This window comes from Bradyrhizobium sp. MI1.7 (genome assembly GCF_055811795.1).
The window spans coordinates 11,688-27,787 of record NZ_JBVVPO010000024.1 but is presented as its reverse complement, the minus strand read 5'-3'; the positions used below and the strand labels follow the sequence as shown (position 1 = coordinate 27,787).

Here is a 16,100-nt window from a genome sequence, read left to right as displayed (position 1 = left end):
GTTCTCGCGGACGGTGTGCTCGCGTGCAGCCCTCGCCCGATCCGGAGAGATCAGCCAGTTAAATCGCGGTAACTACCGATCCAGCCGAAGCCGATGCCGATCGTCCTGACCATGGACGAGGAGCGCGACATCTGGACGCAGTCGCGGTAGGGCGCTGCGGCGCCACCAGTGGATGCCTGCTGAATATTGAGGGATGCGGCGCTGACAAGAAGGATCATTCAATGGCTTGGGTCTCGTTCGCGCAGCCGTGACGCTTGAGTCGTCGGGCTCCCGTCGTCGCCGGACATTGCCGATCCTTCACAACCTTAATGCGATTTAACGAGGTTTCCGTAAGCGGTGTGGGTAAACCGCGAGTCGCGGGGGCGTCCTCCAGACACGAGATGACGCCGTGAAGTTTGACGAACAGGAACGCACCGCGCTGACGGACGCTGGGTTTTCCGTCGCCGACAACAGCAAAGCTGCCTACGTCGAAGCCGTCGTGGTGATCGCCGCATACGACGCCGAAACCTATTGGCTGACGTTCGCCCTGCCGAATGATGCCCAGATCGTGTGCGTTGTGCCACGCGACCAGATTGCCGACGCGATCGCAACTCGTAACTACGCAGCTCGGCGGAACCCACTTCAGTGAAGCTGACCTTCCCTCATGCAAGGCTGAAGGCGCTCTGGAACGAGGCCGTCCGGCAATGGCCGGTTTCGGTGCGAGCCATGAACGGTCGAGATTCCCCCGGTTTCTGGCTTGTCGGTGGCCAAGGCATCTATCTCGTGCATAACGGCGCCAGGCCTCGGGGCAGCGTGACTCTGGCCTACGCAAACGAATGCGACCCGCTCAGGGTGCCGGTCCAAAGTTGGTTGGGTATCAAGCGCGCCATCTTCGGCGATAACGATGGGAGGGAATTCATCGATCTGGTGATGATCGGCACTGCCGTCGATGCCGGCGCCGACCTCGAGGTGACCTTCGAGCCCGACGCGATGACGGTGGCTGTCGTCGAAAAAGGGACGGCGAGCATACGACTGCAATCGCTGCGCATCCGGGACAAAAATGACACCACGTCAGGACGCAGTTGTCGGGTTTGAGTCTGAATCTCGGCTAAGGACCAGACGCGGTATCTTGGCCCGCTACTCTCTCCAAGCCCTGCACATCGTCGTCCTCCCAGTCCTCCCGGTCCTCCCATTCCACGTTGTTGGTTTCGAGATAGCGGGCGACGGCTACGCCGATTGTCGGGAAGAAGTAATTCTCTCCAAGCTGCGCGAAGAGGCCAAATCTTTTCAGCTTGTCCTTCACGGGATCTTTGAGTTCGGCAAAACAAAACTCTATGCCTTGCGCGTGCAACGATCGGTCCAGTTCGGCAACCACGTCGCAGGCGGTGACGTCTACGCTCGTGACCGGCTCCGCGGCAACAACTAGCCAACGCACGGGTGTTGGCGATGTCGCTACGGCATCCAGGACGCGTTCCCTGAAGAATTCGGCGTTGGCAAAAAACAGAGGTGCATCCCAGCGAAACAGGACCAGCCCGGGGACCCGGCGCGCATCCGGATATCGTGTGATGTCGTGATAGCCTTTGACGCCGTAGGCGCGCCCCAATACGGCGGAGTGTGGGCGCCAACCGTCCCACAGGAACTCGATGATAGCGATTGCGATCGCAAGACCAATTCCTGGAATGACTCCGAGCACTGCTACACCGACAAAGCAGACGATGGCCAGCCAGAATTCCCACCGTTGAATGCGATAGATTCGTTTGAGGTCGGCAACTTCAATCAAGCCAATCGCCGATGCGATAACGACGGCGGCTAATGCGGCGGTGGGTAAATGTTGGAGCAGGCTCGGCGCGACCAGGAGGAGCAACGCGATGGCAAGCGCGCCTACGACGCTGGTGAGTTGAGTGCGGGCACCGGCGGCTTCCGCAACGGGTGTCCGTGAACTACTGCTGCTGATCGGGAAGCCCTGGAAAAATCCCGTCGCCAGATTGGCGGCACCGAGCCCGACCATCTCTTGGTTGGGATCGACCCGAGACCCCAATCGCGCAGCATAGGCACGTGAAAGTACGCTCGTATCGGCAAACGAAACCATCGCTACTGCACAACCGCCGATCAGCACCGGCACGAGGTCGCTGGAGGTGATCCATGGGACAACGAAACCCGGCAGGCCCTGGGGAAGGGGGCCCAGCACCTTGACGCCGTATTGCGTCCCGAGATCAAGCACCCCGACGACGAGCGTAGCCCCAACGACCGCAATCAGAAGGCCCGGTACCCGCTTGTTGTTCCTGAGAAGCAGGATCACGATCAACGTGGCGAGGCCAATCGCGAACGCGACCCAGTTTATCTGCCCCCCAAGGATCGCGCTGACAATCGCCCACAGGCTTCGCAGTGGCCCCTCGCTCTCGATGGAAAAGCCGAAGAGCTTGGGCAGCTGGCTGATCAATACGGTCAGGGCAATTCCGTTCATATACCCGTAGCGTATCGGCTTCGAGAGAAGCTCGGTGATAAAGCCAAGGCGCGCGACGCCTGCCAGGATACAGACCGTCCCTGAGACAATCGCCATCATGCCCGCGAGTGTCACGGCCCGCAGGGGATCGCCCTGAGCCAAGGGAGCGATGACTCCAAGGAGTATTGCCGCCAGCGCCGAGTCCGGGCCAAGGACGAGAATGCGGCTTGGGCCGAACAGCGCGTAGGCCAGCAGCGGCACGATCGTTGCGTACAAACCGTAGATGCCCGGCAGGCCCGATGCAGCTGCATAGGCAATGCCGACCGGGACCAGCATTGTCGCCAGGACGATGCCGGCGAAGATATCGTGCGGAAGCCATGCTGCTTCATATTGACGGAGAGTGTCGAGTCCGGGCAACCAGCGCTTCATTGATGGTTTCTCCCAGCCCGCATTGAGCAAGTTTGCCCCGCATGATGTGTTGGACCGATCAGGCTATTACGCCCGCAGCAGGCTGAACAGTGGCCCGGCGCTATGGCCGAAGCAGCACAGCGGGCCATGGGTGCCAGCCGGCACCAAGTCTTCCCTGCGCCCTCTTCACGGACGAGGGGGAAGGACCAAAACCGAACTCGGGCGTTCCATGCCGCGAGAATGGCGTTCGTTCGCGGCTGTTTGAGTGGCCTGTGCCTCCGTTCACAACCCTGTTATTGCGACCTGGTGCGCCCGTTGTCTCAACTGGGCGTTTTGCGCCTGTTGTTGTACCCTTGGTGAAACTGCTGCTGGGGTCGCGAGGAGGAACTGACATGACCATGGTCGTACTCAACCGACGCTATCTCCTCGCCGCCGGCGGCTCGGTCCTGGCGGCCGGGGTGTCCGGGCTCCTGTTGCCGGCCCGTGCCGAAGGCCTCGCACCGACCGAGTCGATGTCGGGTGGCGCGAACAACTACCGCAAGGGCGCGGCGATCGTGGACCGGATCGGCAAGGGCGGCTTCTGGATGAGCGGCACCGTTCGCCGCGCAGACGACGGGGCTCCACTTGCCGGGCAGCGCATCCAGATCTGGGCGCACACGACCGAAGGGCAGGAGCACGAACCGCAAAGTCATGGCGCCACGCTCACCGACAAGGACGGCAAGTTCCGGCTCGAGATGCCGCAGATCATTCCGATCTTCGGCCAGCCGCATGGTCACCTCGCCTATGACAGCGGTGAGTTCAAGACCGTCTTTCTGCGGCCGGTGATGCGGAGCGCGAAGGAGACGAGCCTGGAAGCGCACTTCGTCCTGCAGACGGCCTGACCGGGTTGCGAATGAAGGGGTGGAGACTGGCCCGGGTGATCCTGATCTGGGTTGCCCTTGCTTCGGCCATTGGCGTGCCGATCGTCGCGGCAGCGGGAAGCGAGCAGCTCGCATGGCGCGGTCCGCTCTACGTCGTGGCCGGGTTTGCGGGAATTGTTGCCCTCGGCCTCGTGCTCGTTCAGCCCCTGCTGATCGGCGGATATCTGCCGGGATTCCCGGCTTATCGCGGACGGCGTGCGCATCACTGGATCGGCGGTACGCTGGTCGCAGCGATCGTGATCCATGTCGTTGGCCTCTGGATCACCAGTCCGCCCGACATGATCGACGCGCTGACCTTCTCATCGCCGACGCCGTTCTCTCCCTTTGGCGTGACCGCGATGTGGGCCATCTTCGCGGTCGCGCTCTTGGCCGCCCTGCGTCGGCGATTGGGACTGCGACCACGAACCTGGCGCTTCATTCACATGCCGCTGGCGATCGTCATCGTCGCAGGCAGCGTGGTCCATTGCCTGCTGATCGAGGGGACGATGGAGACGATCTCTAAGGCGGCACTCTGCGCGCTCGTCCTCGCGGCAACCGTAAAAGTCATGATCGACCTGCAGGTGTGGCGAAAGCGAAGGACCTTGCGCGGCGAGAGCACTGCGCCGCAGTGACATGGCCGCGCGTAGCGCATAGTAGAGCGAAGCGAAACCCATCGCACTTTGTCTGCGCGGAAGCATGATGGGTTTCGCAAGCGCTCTACCATCCTACGAAACTTTTGCTGACCGCCTTGTTCAAACACGTTCGGCGTCGTCAGCGCCGATCTCCGCTCCGCTTGCCGCAGATTGCGACGGGGCGTATCCTAGCGTGATGGTTGTCAGTGCCCCCGAGCTGAAAACGTTCCTGCTCGCGACGCCGTTCTTCGGCGGTCTTCCGGACCCGAGCCTCGACCTGCTGATTTCGATGCTGGTCGAGTGCCGCTTTGATGCCGGCGCGACCGTCGTGGCGGAAGGCGAGCCGGGACGCTCGCTGTTCATCGTCAAATCCGGCCGGCTGGCGGTGAGCAAGCAGGCGAACTCGGGGAGCGTCATCCCGATTTCCGTTCTGGAGGCTGGCGATTTCTTCGGTGAAATGACGCTGATTGAAATGCAGAATCGCTCCGCCACGGTGGTCGCGGAGAGTCCGACGGTGCTGTACGAGCTGACGGCGCAAAAGCTCTACGCTTGCTACAAGGCCGATATCCACGCCTATGTGATCGTCCTGCAGAACGTCAATCGAGAGCTATGCCGGCGGCTGCGCCGTGCCGACGATCGCCTCACCGGACACCAGGCGGACGAAGACGAAACCCCCGCGAGATGACTGTGCTTCTCTGCGCCGCCGCAAGTTCGCTCCGCGGCTGACGGTCCCGGATTACGCTCGCGCTCCATCCGGGCCACGCCACTTCGCGTGGGACGTTCAGCCCACCGGTCCCGGGATCCAATCGTCCCCTGAAAGTGGGATCACTCTTACGCCAACAATGACTCCGAGTTCCAGGCTTGGATCGAAATGGCGCATCGTCCGCTCGTTGAGGTCGATGATGCGGCCAGGCCTCAATGGCCCCACGTCATTTATCTTGACGATGACCTTCTTGCCGACGGCCTCGACGAGGGCATATTTCGGCCTCGCGCCAAATTGGACCCCACCAAATTTCCCGCGCAAATTCGTCTTGATGGCAGCCGCCCAGACAGAGGGATCATAGCGCTCGCCGGAGGCTGTGTTCGGACCGCCCTCTTCCTTGCCGGGCTTGAACGGATTGTACATGGATGCGGCGCCAACGATCGCCTCCCCGGAGGCGGCATCGACGACGGCGCTTGAGTGAACTTCACACGCTTCACTTCGATCAACGGGAACAGAAACGGCAAGCGCAACCAGGGCGCCGCAAATTGCGGCGCTCGAGCGGAACAGCATTATAACTCCTGTGATTTTTTCGATCGTCCGGTTCCGACACCGCAAGCATGGTCAAGCGAACGCGGAAGCGTTCACGAACTTGCACCAGTGCTTTGCGGATTCGAGCCAACCCCTGGCTACGGAACCGATGTGCGAACCAGAGCGGTCCGCACGCAGTGTTTTAGGTTGTCCCCGACTAAGACAGAGAATGCGTCAGCAGCATGACCTGATGGAACCTGCGGTGAGTGACACATGCGATGTCGCCACAAGCCGACACGCTCGCGCTAATTGATACGTCGGGCAAAACACCCGCCGCTCGCACAAACCCGTCAATCCTCTTCAGTAAAAATATTCCACTTTACCGAAATTCGGAATTACGGCATTCTCTCCGTCATCCCGCCCCGAGAAGAGGGGCGATCGTACGTCGTCACGAACGTGGGCCGGGGTGCGGTGGACGCGGCAGTGCCGGGCACGCGAATGCGGGACCAGGGCGAGATGAACCTCGTGAGGGCCTTGACTGCGTGCGGGACGGACGGCGCCTGTGTCCGGCGAAGCCCTTGGGCGGAGCTGGATCGCTGCGTACGGCGAAAACGCGTGGTCCTGACCGTCGTTGCTACGGTCAAGCCTTGCGGAGATGGATCGGGGCTCTACCGGGTTTCGAGGCATCGCCAATTCGCGAGGTGACGGAGGCCAGAAGGAACTCGGCTCCGGGGAGAGCGCGCATAAACCGTCAGACCATCGCGCAGGGAAGGCCGGGTGTTTTTCCGGCCCACCTGTTTCCCGCCTGCGCATTTGCGTGTGCAAATTCCTGGCGCAGCGGATCATGGGTGCCAGCCGGCACCCGGCCTTCCCTGCGCCCTCTTCACGGAAGAGGGCGAAAGAGGAGAGCAAAACTCGGGCGTTTCATGCCGCGAGAATGCCGCTTCATGCGTGAATTGAGAATCGTGTTGCCCGATGGGATTGATCGAGACGCGGGGTGCGTGTCGCTCAAAATCCACATGGGTTCGGAATCGCCAGCTTGGGTGCCTCAAACGGTCGCATCCGCGGACGCGATATCTTTGCGATGGCCTGACCAGATTCCATAGTGTCAGCGATGATTTGCAACCGAGGGGCGGGGTATCAAATGACAGCGCGTAAATGTTTCATCGTGGCCGCGGGATTGATGATGGCGAGCGCCGCCCATGCCGAGGACGTTCCCTCCAACGCCGAACTGTTTCGCATGCTGAAGGCGCAGCAGCAGACCATCTCCGAGCTGCGCGCCGAATTGAAGCAGGCCAAACAGGAGCGGCGCACGGTCACTCCGCGAGAGGCGACTGCATCGGCAGCCAAGCCAGCCGGACGCGACGCCGCGAGGGAGACGGTTGCGGTAGCACCGCCCGCGCAGGCTTATGCGATGTACAACAAGGGACCCGCAGTCGCGCCGGCGCGCACCGGCGGTGCCTATGTCGGTGTGTTCGGTGGCGGCGGCAGTCGCGGCGGCACTGACGTCAGCCAGCTCGGCACCGTCTTTTTCGTTGAGGCCGTCGGGGGCCCCTTGGCTGTCGACGCCACAGGGCGGACCAGCAGCGGCGGCGTCGGGTTCGGTGGCGCGCATCTCGGCTATGAATGGTCGTATGGTACGTATCTGCGGCCCGCTTTGGAGATCGAAGGTTTCTATCTGGCAGGTAACCAGCCGCGTGCGACGTTGGTGACCCCCACAGACCGATTTGCAGAGCACTCCTTCGACACGACTTTCCCGACGCGCACCACGGTGCTGCTGGCGAACATGGTTGTCGGCTTCAACACGCCCTATCAAGGCATCACGCCCTATATCGGTGGCGGGATCGGGGCCGCGAACGTCTCCATCAACGGCGCCACGTCCACACAGACCGACCCGGCCGAGCCTGGCATCAACCACGTCAACGCGCGTCCGGACTCCTCGGCCTGGACCTTTGCGGCACAGGCCAAGGCCGGTGCGCGCTTCGCCCTCGGCAACAGCGGCGCTTACCTGTTCGGCGAGTACCGCTATCTGTACGTCGGCGATGTGAATCAGGTTTTCGGCTCCACCGTGAATCCCGCTCATGCTGCGACCAGCCCGTGGACGGCCAGCTTCGGCGGCACATCGCACCATCTCGCAGCCGGCGGCATCGGCTTCGGCTTCTAGCTGAGCTCGATCACTGCGAGAATCGGAGGGGGCGGACGACACGTCCGGCCCCTCCCAGGAGGCAACCGGGCAACGGAAGAAGGCGATTTTCTGAGGAAACTGGTGCTGCCAGACAGGATTGAACTGTGATGGAGAGCACATTTTGTACTGAAAGTATTAAGGTTTTTCGCCTCGCCGGTGTCGTTTGTGTATCAGTCATGGGAGCAGTTGTCACCCGTTCTGGAAGGCCGGGTACTTGAAATTGACTACGATCGGCGGCGATGCATGCCCGCGCTGTAGCGGAAGCACTATGCGTCCGGAGCCATCCGCAGGCTGGTTGAGATCGCCTTGAAGGCGGATAGATATCGCGCAGCAGGATCTTCCGTGAGGGATCCGCGATTGCCACTACCGTCGCATTTCGGTGGATAATTTTAGAAGAAAGCCGGTTCGCGCACCAGATTGCAGACTTGGATGATGGATACTACGGGGCGAAACTTGGTTCTAGGATCGGCAGCTTGACGGTCCAATCCACCAAAATGTCTTCGCCGTGAGCGAGCCCCGGCGCGTGTTTTTCGAGGTTCTCAGAGAAATCGAAGCGCTCACGCAATCGCAATACATTGGACAGGCAAGAAGTGGCAGGGGAGCTTCGTGGGCATATTTGATTTTATCACGCTAGAGCAGATTGAAAGCCTGCCTGACGACGATCCGCAAACCGCTTTCACAGAGTTTGTGCGGATCGCGCAGGCAAGCCTCGTCAACCTCACAAGAAACACCGACACAAGTCAGCAAGAGGGCTGGACCGAGCTCGAGGAATTACGCCACAGTTTCATGAATATCGTGATCGGGGCGGCTAAGAAGTATGAGATACAGCCATTTGCATCTTTGTCGGTGCCGCGGCTGCAGCAATTCGACGAAAAAGTTCATCGTCAATTTCAGGCTGATCTCGATCACTACCTGACCCAACTTCTGCTGGACAACAGCTCGCGATCAAAGCGCGACTCGGTCACTATCTCGCCGCAGCTCAAAACGTCGATACGTACTTATCTATTTCATCTCCGCGAACTGATAGAGCGTTCGGACGATTTGTCCGACAGTCGCCGCGATGCACTCCTCAAAAAGCTAGCAGAATTTGAGGCGGAGCTGGAAAAGAAACGGCTCAACCTAATGGCAGTAACCGTACTCGCAATCACGCTCCTTGCTGCCCCTGGAGGAATTTGGGCGTCTGCTGATGCAGCAGGAAAGCTGCTCAACAATATCATGCGGGAGATCGGAGAGGCGAAAGCGTCCGATGATTCGACTCGGCGTCTCCCTTCCGCAGAAGCCCCGATGGCTCTTACCGGCCCTCGTCCCAACGATCCAGATCTTGTAGGAGCTTCAAGTCGTAGCGGAAGGCGCGATACTTCCCTCGATGATGATATTCCTTTTTGACGATGTGCCAGCAGGCGCCGGGCGTGACGATTCAAAGGCGTTCACGGTCGCGGCGGTTGCTGAAAGCTTAGCCCTTTGCACTTCCGTCCTTGAGCACCTGGGCAATACGTACGCCCGTCCAAAAGACCTTGGCATTTACGCCCATGACATACCCATTCCTCAAGGGTAGCGGGACAAGCGGTCGCCGAGTGGGAAAAAGACGATAGGCGGTAGACACGCAGCGACCTAGATCCAATCTCCTATACCCGTTTTCGGCGAAGTAGGCGAAGATTGCACGCCGATTCGCTGGCACCCTTAGAGCATCTAACCCGCCTGCCGAGGAGGCAGATCCTTGGCGCAGCTTAATCCAATAATTAGCCCATCTGTTGTAACGCGGCATGTCGTTTTTGTTCACGGACTACGTCGCGTCGGTGAGCCCGTGTGGATGTCAACGGGTGAGAAGTGGCCAGCTTGGTTGGCCACCGATATTCCCGATTGCGCCATTTGGAGTCTTGAGCACGAGTCGGCTCCCACGATCTTTCGAGGGAAGGCTATGCATCTCGTCGATAGGACGAACAACTGTCTGCCTCTCTTGTTATCTGAGCCGTCATTGAAAAACGGAGAAATTGCTTTCGTCGCACATAGCTTTGGTGGTTTGATAATTGCCGAACTGTTGCGAGTAGCCGACGGACGGTCGAACGCGGAGTCGCACATCGCCGATTTCCTCCAACGTGTGCGAAGGATTGCATTTCTGGGAACGCCGCATTTGGGGGCTGACTTGGCGAGCTGGGGTGGACGGCTCGCGCTGGTCTCCAAAGCATCGAGCGTGCTTCGTCGCAACGATCCGCACTTGCGCGGTCTTAATCAATGGTTTCGCAGGTACGTTGATGACCATCAAATTGCGACGCTTACACTGACGGAGACGCAAAGAACTGGCTTGTTTGGGCATATCGTTAAGCCTGATTCAGGCGATTTTGGTTTGTCGTCATTTCCGATACCCGTTGATGCAGATCATTACTCGATTGCGTCGCCATCTGACAGAAATTCTGAGATCTATCGCCACATACGCGACTTCCTATGTCAGGCCGGGCCCCCGGTGCACCCTCAGGCTGCGTTAGTGGAGGCGGTCGTGGATCAAACGGCGAGCATAGAGCGGCTCGCGCAACAGAGCGCTGGCGGCCTTGACCGCCTAGAGAAGAGCCTCGCCGACAGTGCCGTAAGACAAACTTCGATTCTAAGAATCCCGCAGAGCCTCGTCGACGCAGAAGCTGATCGGCGGCTGCTAGTGCTGTTGAAGTCAAGGTTCTTCACCGGCGTGAACGCGCACCAAGACTCTTCGCGATTGGCCAACGATTTTATGGAAGGAGATCTACAGGCAACTTCGCCCCAGAAGAAAGCTGAGGCTCTCGCTTGGTGCGCGCGACTGCTTCTCGGCAAGTCAGACAGAACCGAGGCTATCGCGATCTTGGAGGTCGCTCGCAAACTGGGCAAGGGCGGCGTGCTCGAAATTGCCGATGCTTTCTTGACATTTTATGACGGTCGGCCCGCGGATGCGCTGTTCCGCTTGGCTGAGATCAATACCGATGAAAGCAGATCGGCAGCATTCATAATGATGGTTCATAGCCGGTCGCCTGAAGATGCCCTTCAGTGGCTTGACGATACAAAAGGCGACATCGCCACGATGGACGCAGATGGAAAGTTCTTCGTTCTAAACAGCCAGCTTAAATGTAGTAGGTGGAACGACGCCTTCACGACAGCAGAAAAGATCAGTGAAGACGATTTCCGGCGTGCGCCGGTTCTTTTTTTTGCTGCTGCTGGCGCTTACCTCGTGCAGGCGGTCCCCGATGAGTTGCGCACCGAAGCGCTCGCGGAAATTCCTCTGCAAGCTTCGGAGTTTCCTCTATCGTCGACAGTGGAGGCCCTTGCCTCACGTCGTAAGGCGCAACTTCTGTATAGCCGCGGTGGTCGGGAGGCTCGCGATTTAGGCATTACTAGAGCCGAAAATGAGGCAAATGATCGAGCGCTATGGCTAGCGCTGCGGGATCAAGAGCACCGACCGGAGGCGCTGTCGCGGCTTGAATCGAGCATGCGAGACCCCGCGCACTCACTTCGTCGCCTTGCGCTCGCGCTGGATCATGGGTTGAAACTTGATCTGAAAGCCGTAGAGGACGAAATCGAGCGGCAAAGTGCGATTACGGGAGGCGGATCAATCGAAGTCGCGTTGGCGCGATTGGCGATGACATTTACGAAGAAGGGCCCGCGTGATGCTGCCGACTACGTCGAAAAGCACCGTGCGGTATTGGTCAAGTTCTTAAACCCGGTCTTCGTGGCGTCGATAGAGATACAGTTGTTGGTAAAATCCGGCAAGATCCAGTTGGCCCAAGATCGGCTTGATGCGCTTCCACTAGAGTCGGATCCAGCAGTACTGGCGCGGCTTCAAAGGGTGATCTCTGAGGCTAAGGGAACTGACCCAATAGCTAGCCGAGAGCAGCTGTTTAAACAGAGCGACAGTTTTGCGGATCTAGCAAACCTAGTGGAGCTTCTGGAAGATCGGGGCGATTGGCCGCGGCTTGTGACATACGGGCGTATTTACTTCGCACGCTCGCACGACCTGAAAGGCTGTGTCCTCTTAACTCGGGCTCTCTACGAAGTTGGTGACTTCGAGGGGGTGACCTCGCTGCTTTCTGAGAGCGCGGAATTTCTGACGCTGTCCGACGCGTTACTGTCGCTCTTCGCGTGGTCACTTTATTGGGTCGGTGATCTGAAGCGGGCGTCAGAAAACCTCAATAAGCTTAAGCAGAAGCGTGACGATGAAAATGGCCGCACCTTAACAGTCAATCTCGCGATTGCGTCAGGTGACTGGAACTCTCTCAACATTCTAGTGGAGACGGAGTGGGATCGCAGAGAGAATCGAACGCCGGAAGAATTGTTGCGAGCTGGCCAACTCGCACAACAGCTCGGCTCGTCACGCGCTAAGCAGCTTGTGCAGGAGGCGGCCGCCAAAGGTAGAGACGATGCAGCAATACTATTGGGCAGTTACTCGGCGGCCGTAGCCGGGGGCTGGGAAGACAGCTCGGACGTTCATCAATGGCTCGCAACTGCGGCCGTGCTGTCAGGGGCCGATGGCCCAGTTCAGCAGATGTCGATAAAAGATGTCATGGACCGTCAGCCGGATTGGCAACGGAGAGAGACGAATCTTTGGGAGATGTTGCAAAAAGGCGAGGCGCCAATCTTTGTCGTTGCGCATCTTCTAAATCGGACGCTAGTGGACTTCTTTCTATTTCCAGCGCTGTCTAATTCAATGCAGACAGATCCACGTAGGCGCGGCGGGATATTTGCATACAGCGGCGTTCGTTCGGGTATCGATGTTAGCGCAAGTTCGATCGCGATAGATCCAACCTCGTTGCTAACCTTCGCCACCCTGGGCCAATTGGATAGGATAATAGACTCTTGTCATAACATTGTTGTCGCGCATTCCACCTTGGGGTGGTTGTTCGAAGAGAGGCAACAGGTTCAATTCCATCAGCCAAGCAAGATTGCCGAGGCTAAAGAGATCAAAAGGCTGTTGGCTGCCAATGATCTCAAAGAGTTTGAATCGACTGCCACCGCGAGAGGCGAGTTATCGAATGAGGTTGGTGATGATTTGGCCGCTATGCTGGCTGATGCCGAGGCCGATTTCGGCCTAGATAAGCGCCAGCGGGTCGTCGTTCGCCCGGGGCCGGTTCACCGCGTTGGGTCGCTGATGGAAGAGGAAGCTGATCTTAGCGGCCATTTCGATCATCTTTGTAGTTGTGCCGATATTGTCGATGCTCTTTATCGTTTCGGGCAACTCACGGAAACCGAGGCACAGCGAGCCCGCGACTTCTTGACCGTCCGCGAGAAGCCGTGGCCTTGTCGATTTGAGATAGCGTCGGACGCGGTCCTTTATCTAGACGAGCTGGCTGTATCGCATCTGCAGCACTTGCGGCTGTTGCCAAAGCTTCGGGCGGCTGGATTTACCGCCGTCATTCCTGCTGGGGAGATCCGACAGGCGGATGGGTTCATCCAACGTGAAAATCTGAGTGACCGGGCTGCAGCGGTTATCGAAAGCATCCGTAAGTCGCTAGCGGACGGCATCGCGTCCGGGAAAGTCATTGTTGCCAAGGCGTCAAAGAGGGCCGACGATGATATGCCGAATGAGCGGATCAAGCATCATCCGGGTTTCTCGGTTATGGAAATGGCGTCCGTCGCCGACGCCGTCGTCGTTGATGATCGCTTTATGAATCAGCATAGGAATGTCTCGGTAGGCTTGGGGGAGAAGCCGATCTATACTTCTTACGATCTGCTAACGAGCGACCGTTTCACCGAGGTCGAACGCCGCGAGTTTGTAACTACCATACGGCGCAGCGGCTTTTGTTTCGTGCCTGCGGATGCAGGAGATCTCAGCCGGATGCTGAGCGCATCGCCGGTGCAGAACGATAAGGTGGTCGAAAATGCGGAGCTTAAGGCTCTTCGCGAAAGCCATCTTATGGCACGCATGTCGAATAGTTTGCAGCTTCCTAAGGAGGCCCCATGGCTCGACAATGTGATGCGAGTTCTTTTGGATGTCCTTAAGCTGCAATGGCAAGATGGGGTTGATATACGTCGTTCTCGTGCGCGATCGAACTGGTTGCTAGAACTCCTAGATATTCGTGGTTGGGCTCAGCGCACCAATCCGAAACCGCAAGTGCTTGTATCGGAAGTGGGGTATCGCAGTCTCGTTCTGAGCTTAAGTTTGGCGCAAGATATTCCTCAAGCGCAACGAGCGTCGTATTGGGAATGGCTCGAAGAGGCGCTCTTGGAACATATCAAACAGGGCGATCCTGAATTGTATCATGCGCTGATAGTGCAAGTCCGTTCGCACATCATCAAGGCGATCAATGGTGTCGAGGATGTCTGAGCCGTCGCTGAGAAGTCAACTCGCGTACTCTCTGGTAGAGCTATTTCCTCCGTTGTTTCGCGATTCAGCTTTGGAGGATGCGGACTTTAGGAGGGAAACAGGTCTGAATTTACAGGCGAGTGTTCGTCTCAACGAGAGTGGGGTGACCTTTGATCGCCAAACACTGTATGCCGCAGTTGAGGCGGTCCTTTCTAGCGAACGCGAAACGAGATCAATCGAGGCGGTCGATGAAAACGAGTGGCTTATTTCGAAAGACGAGGGCGGGTACCTCGTTGCGGTCGCAGGAAGCGATACTGTCTCCTTGCCTGATGATTTCGACTGTCTTTCGCCGACTCCCGCGGTACGCCTAGAGTGGTTTGAGCGCCAGGCGAAGGCTTTCGACATTGATGGTAGTTCTTCCGAAAAATGGCGCTCCCTTCTAGCGGCGCGAAGATGCGATGACGAAGAAGTGGAAGAACTTAGAAACGAATTTCGCCTCACGCCGCGTTGGTTCGCTAGTGCCTTGTTAGGAGGCGCTGATGGTGAAGCCCACTTGCCCATCGAAAGTCTAGTTCCAGGCGACCCACGATACTACTTTCGGCTCGCCGGTAGGCCGATCGAAGGCGATCTCCTTTCGTATGTTAGGTGCGACCTCTCCAGTCATATCGATCGGCAGGTGGCTGGAGGAGGTGTGAGTGGTGTTGCGTTTTCGCTGCTCCTATCCGCGCACCCTTCGATTCCTCAAGAAATTAGGCTGCATGGAATTTCGAGCGCCCAAGTCATGCAGCTGTTTGAATGGCTTGAGGCGCATGGTGATCGCATTTCGCAGCTTGGTGCGATTGAATTGGGACTTGCATGTCTCGATACCTATCCGGAACTCGAGCCGATCATCACAAAGATGACGCGGGCGTTCGTTGAAGATGATGACGGAGAACACGGTCGGCTGGCGCAACTGGCTGGGCTCGTTGTCCTCGTTGATGGTGAATTAGCAAGGACGGGAATCCTAAGAGCGCACCCACCGTATTGGAGGCGACTTGCCGCTGTCGCGCATGCGTCTCTGCTGGAAAGAGAGCTGTTACGGCGCGGGGCAAACATCGGTGATTTTAGTTCGTGGGCCTATTCAAATCGGAGGCAGCATTGTGTTCTTCAGAACAGTGTGGATCTGCGGAGGGAGCCGCGATGGTTGCCGGAGTTTTTGGCTCCGGACCAATTAAAGGCAGAGTTTGCAGGTAGGATCTCCGCTGCGATGATCGTCAACAAGGGTAAGATCAGCTCCTCCGAATTGCAGTCCCTTGCCCTTGATGAGGCTGGTCCTCTTCAGTCTCTGATCGTCTTTCCGGCTCCATACTTGCCGGGGCCGCTCGAAGGGGGCGTTGAGGCTGTCCAACCGATGCCGGCCGATATCGAGCAGCAGGTCTACGCAGACTTGAAGGCGGATGTGGTGACGCCGCAGTCGTTCGTAAGGCTGGTCAATACCGCATTAATATTTAAGCTTGGACCCCAGATGGCTGACTTGGCAGCCGAAGCGTTGCGACGAGCAAAATATCAGCTTCGGGAGGTGGGCGTGGATGTGCCAGCGTTATCACTGCTGTATGGGTTAGCAATCGTTGCGGCGGTGACAAGGTCGGACGGGTTGGCGGCGGAGGTGCGGGTATTGGTTCGTGTCGTGCGCAGGCGACCGGGCATGGTTATGGATTTAACCGACACACTTCGCATAGTCATGATGGCTGCTGCTGCTCATGCGGATATCGATGAGTGGTGCACCTTCGTGGGCGACTGGCTTACTGAACTAGCTTATGAGGATATGACTCGTTCAGAGGCAAGGGCACTTTCGAACCGCATCAGAGCGCTTTGTCAGATTGAGCGGAGACTTTGGGGCACCTGCGCTCGCGCTGATGCAGCATGTGCAAGCTTGTCGGCCGCCTAGTAGTTGTTGCCTTATTGAGCCGTCGCGGCATCGGATGCCCAACTTGCACTCCGTTGTCCGCTCCGTCGATGCTGCGCAAAGACACTGATAGGCTCACAGAAATGAAAACATTCCTGCAGCCTCCGAGGTTCACC

12 protein-coding genes are annotated in these 16,100 nt (G+C 58.3%); 9 read left to right on the top strand and 3 right to left on the bottom strand.

Annotation, left to right across the window (positions count from 1 at the left end; translation table 11 throughout):
- Positions 1 to 50 precede the first annotated feature (50 nt).
- Entirely contained in the window at positions 51 to 218 is a 168-nt protein-coding gene (locus tag AC0L3X_RS22010; RefSeq protein ID WP_231143679.1) for a hypothetical protein, read from the bottom strand.
- A 170-nt stretch (positions 219 to 388) separates the two neighbouring features.
- On the opposite strand from AC0L3X_RS22010, the gene AC0L3X_RS22005 reads away from it, so the two are divergent.
- Entirely contained in the window at positions 389 to 628 is a 240-nt protein-coding gene (locus tag AC0L3X_RS22005) for a hypothetical protein (RefSeq protein ID WP_063985887.1), read from the top strand.
- Complete coding sequence (locus AC0L3X_RS22000; protein ID WP_063985886.1) at positions 625 to 1,074, top strand: DUF3085 domain-containing protein; 450 nt, start codon at positions 625 to 627, stop codon at positions 1,072 to 1,074. The genes AC0L3X_RS22005 and AC0L3X_RS22000 overlap by 4 nt, the downstream gene beginning before the upstream one ends.
- Positions 1,075 to 1,087: 13 nt before the next feature.
- Here AC0L3X_RS22000 and AC0L3X_RS21995 read toward each other — a convergent pair whose 3' ends face one another.
- Complete coding sequence (locus tag AC0L3X_RS21995; RefSeq protein WP_231143678.1) at positions 1,088 to 2,851, bottom strand: SulP family inorganic anion transporter; 1,764 nt, start codon at positions 2,849 to 2,851, stop codon at positions 1,088 to 1,090.
- Between the two features lie 371 nt (positions 2,852 to 3,222).
- On the opposite strand from AC0L3X_RS21995, the gene AC0L3X_RS21990 reads away from it, so the two are divergent.
- The 3 genes from AC0L3X_RS21990 to AC0L3X_RS21980 all read left to right on the top strand — a co-directional run bounded on the left by AC0L3X_RS21990 (position 3,223) and on the right by AC0L3X_RS21980 (position 5,046).
- Positions 3,223 to 3,711, top strand: coding sequence for a peptidase associated/transthyretin-like domain-containing protein (locus AC0L3X_RS21990; RefSeq protein WP_354102154.1), 489 nt, complete (start codon positions 3,223 to 3,225; stop codon positions 3,709 to 3,711).
- A gap of 11 nt (positions 3,712 to 3,722) precedes the next feature.
- Positions 3,723 to 4,361 carry a ferric reductase-like transmembrane domain-containing protein gene (locus AC0L3X_RS21985; protein WP_063985883.1) on the top strand — a complete coding sequence of 213 codons (639 nt, stop codon included), beginning with the start codon at positions 3,723 to 3,725 and terminating at the stop codon, positions 4,359 to 4,361.
- A gap of 196 nt (positions 4,362 to 4,557) precedes the next feature.
- Positions 4,558 to 5,046: a cyclic nucleotide-binding domain-containing protein gene (locus AC0L3X_RS21980; RefSeq protein ID WP_063985882.1), complete on the top strand. Its 489-nt coding sequence runs from the start codon at positions 4,558 to 4,560 to the stop codon at positions 5,044 to 5,046.
- Positions 5,047 to 5,142: 96 nt separating this feature from the next.
- Here AC0L3X_RS21980 and AC0L3X_RS21975 read toward each other — a convergent pair whose 3' ends face one another.
- Entirely contained in the window at positions 5,143 to 5,634 is a 492-nt protein-coding gene (locus AC0L3X_RS21975) for a septal ring lytic transglycosylase RlpA family protein (protein WP_094184040.1), read from the bottom strand.
- A gap of 1,102 nt (positions 5,635 to 6,736) precedes the next feature.
- Here AC0L3X_RS21975 and AC0L3X_RS21970 point away from each other — a divergent pair.
- The 4 genes from AC0L3X_RS21970 (at position 6,737) to AC0L3X_RS21955 (ending at position 15,966) form a co-directional block, all read left to right on the top strand.
- On the top strand, positions 6,737 to 7,756 hold the full coding sequence (locus AC0L3X_RS21970; RefSeq protein WP_245328497.1) for an outer membrane protein: 1,020 nt from the start codon (positions 6,737 to 6,739) through the stop codon (positions 7,754 to 7,756).
- Positions 7,757 to 8,383: 627 nt separating this feature from the next.
- Positions 8,384 to 9,163, top strand: a complete 780-nt coding sequence (locus tag AC0L3X_RS21965; RefSeq protein ID WP_473316749.1) for a hypothetical protein — start codon at positions 8,384 to 8,386, stop codon at positions 9,161 to 9,163.
- 331 nt (positions 9,164 to 9,494) lie between these two features.
- Positions 9,495 to 14,060, top strand: coding sequence for an HTH domain-containing protein (locus AC0L3X_RS21960; protein WP_473316748.1), 4,566 nt, complete (start codon positions 9,495 to 9,497; stop codon positions 14,058 to 14,060).
- Complete coding sequence (locus AC0L3X_RS21955) at positions 14,053 to 15,966, top strand: hypothetical protein (RefSeq protein ID WP_473316747.1); 1,914 nt, start codon at positions 14,053 to 14,055, stop codon at positions 15,964 to 15,966. Before AC0L3X_RS21960 ends, AC0L3X_RS21955 begins: the two co-directional genes overlap by 8 nt.
- The last annotated feature ends 134 nt before the right edge of the window (positions 15,967 to 16,100 follow it).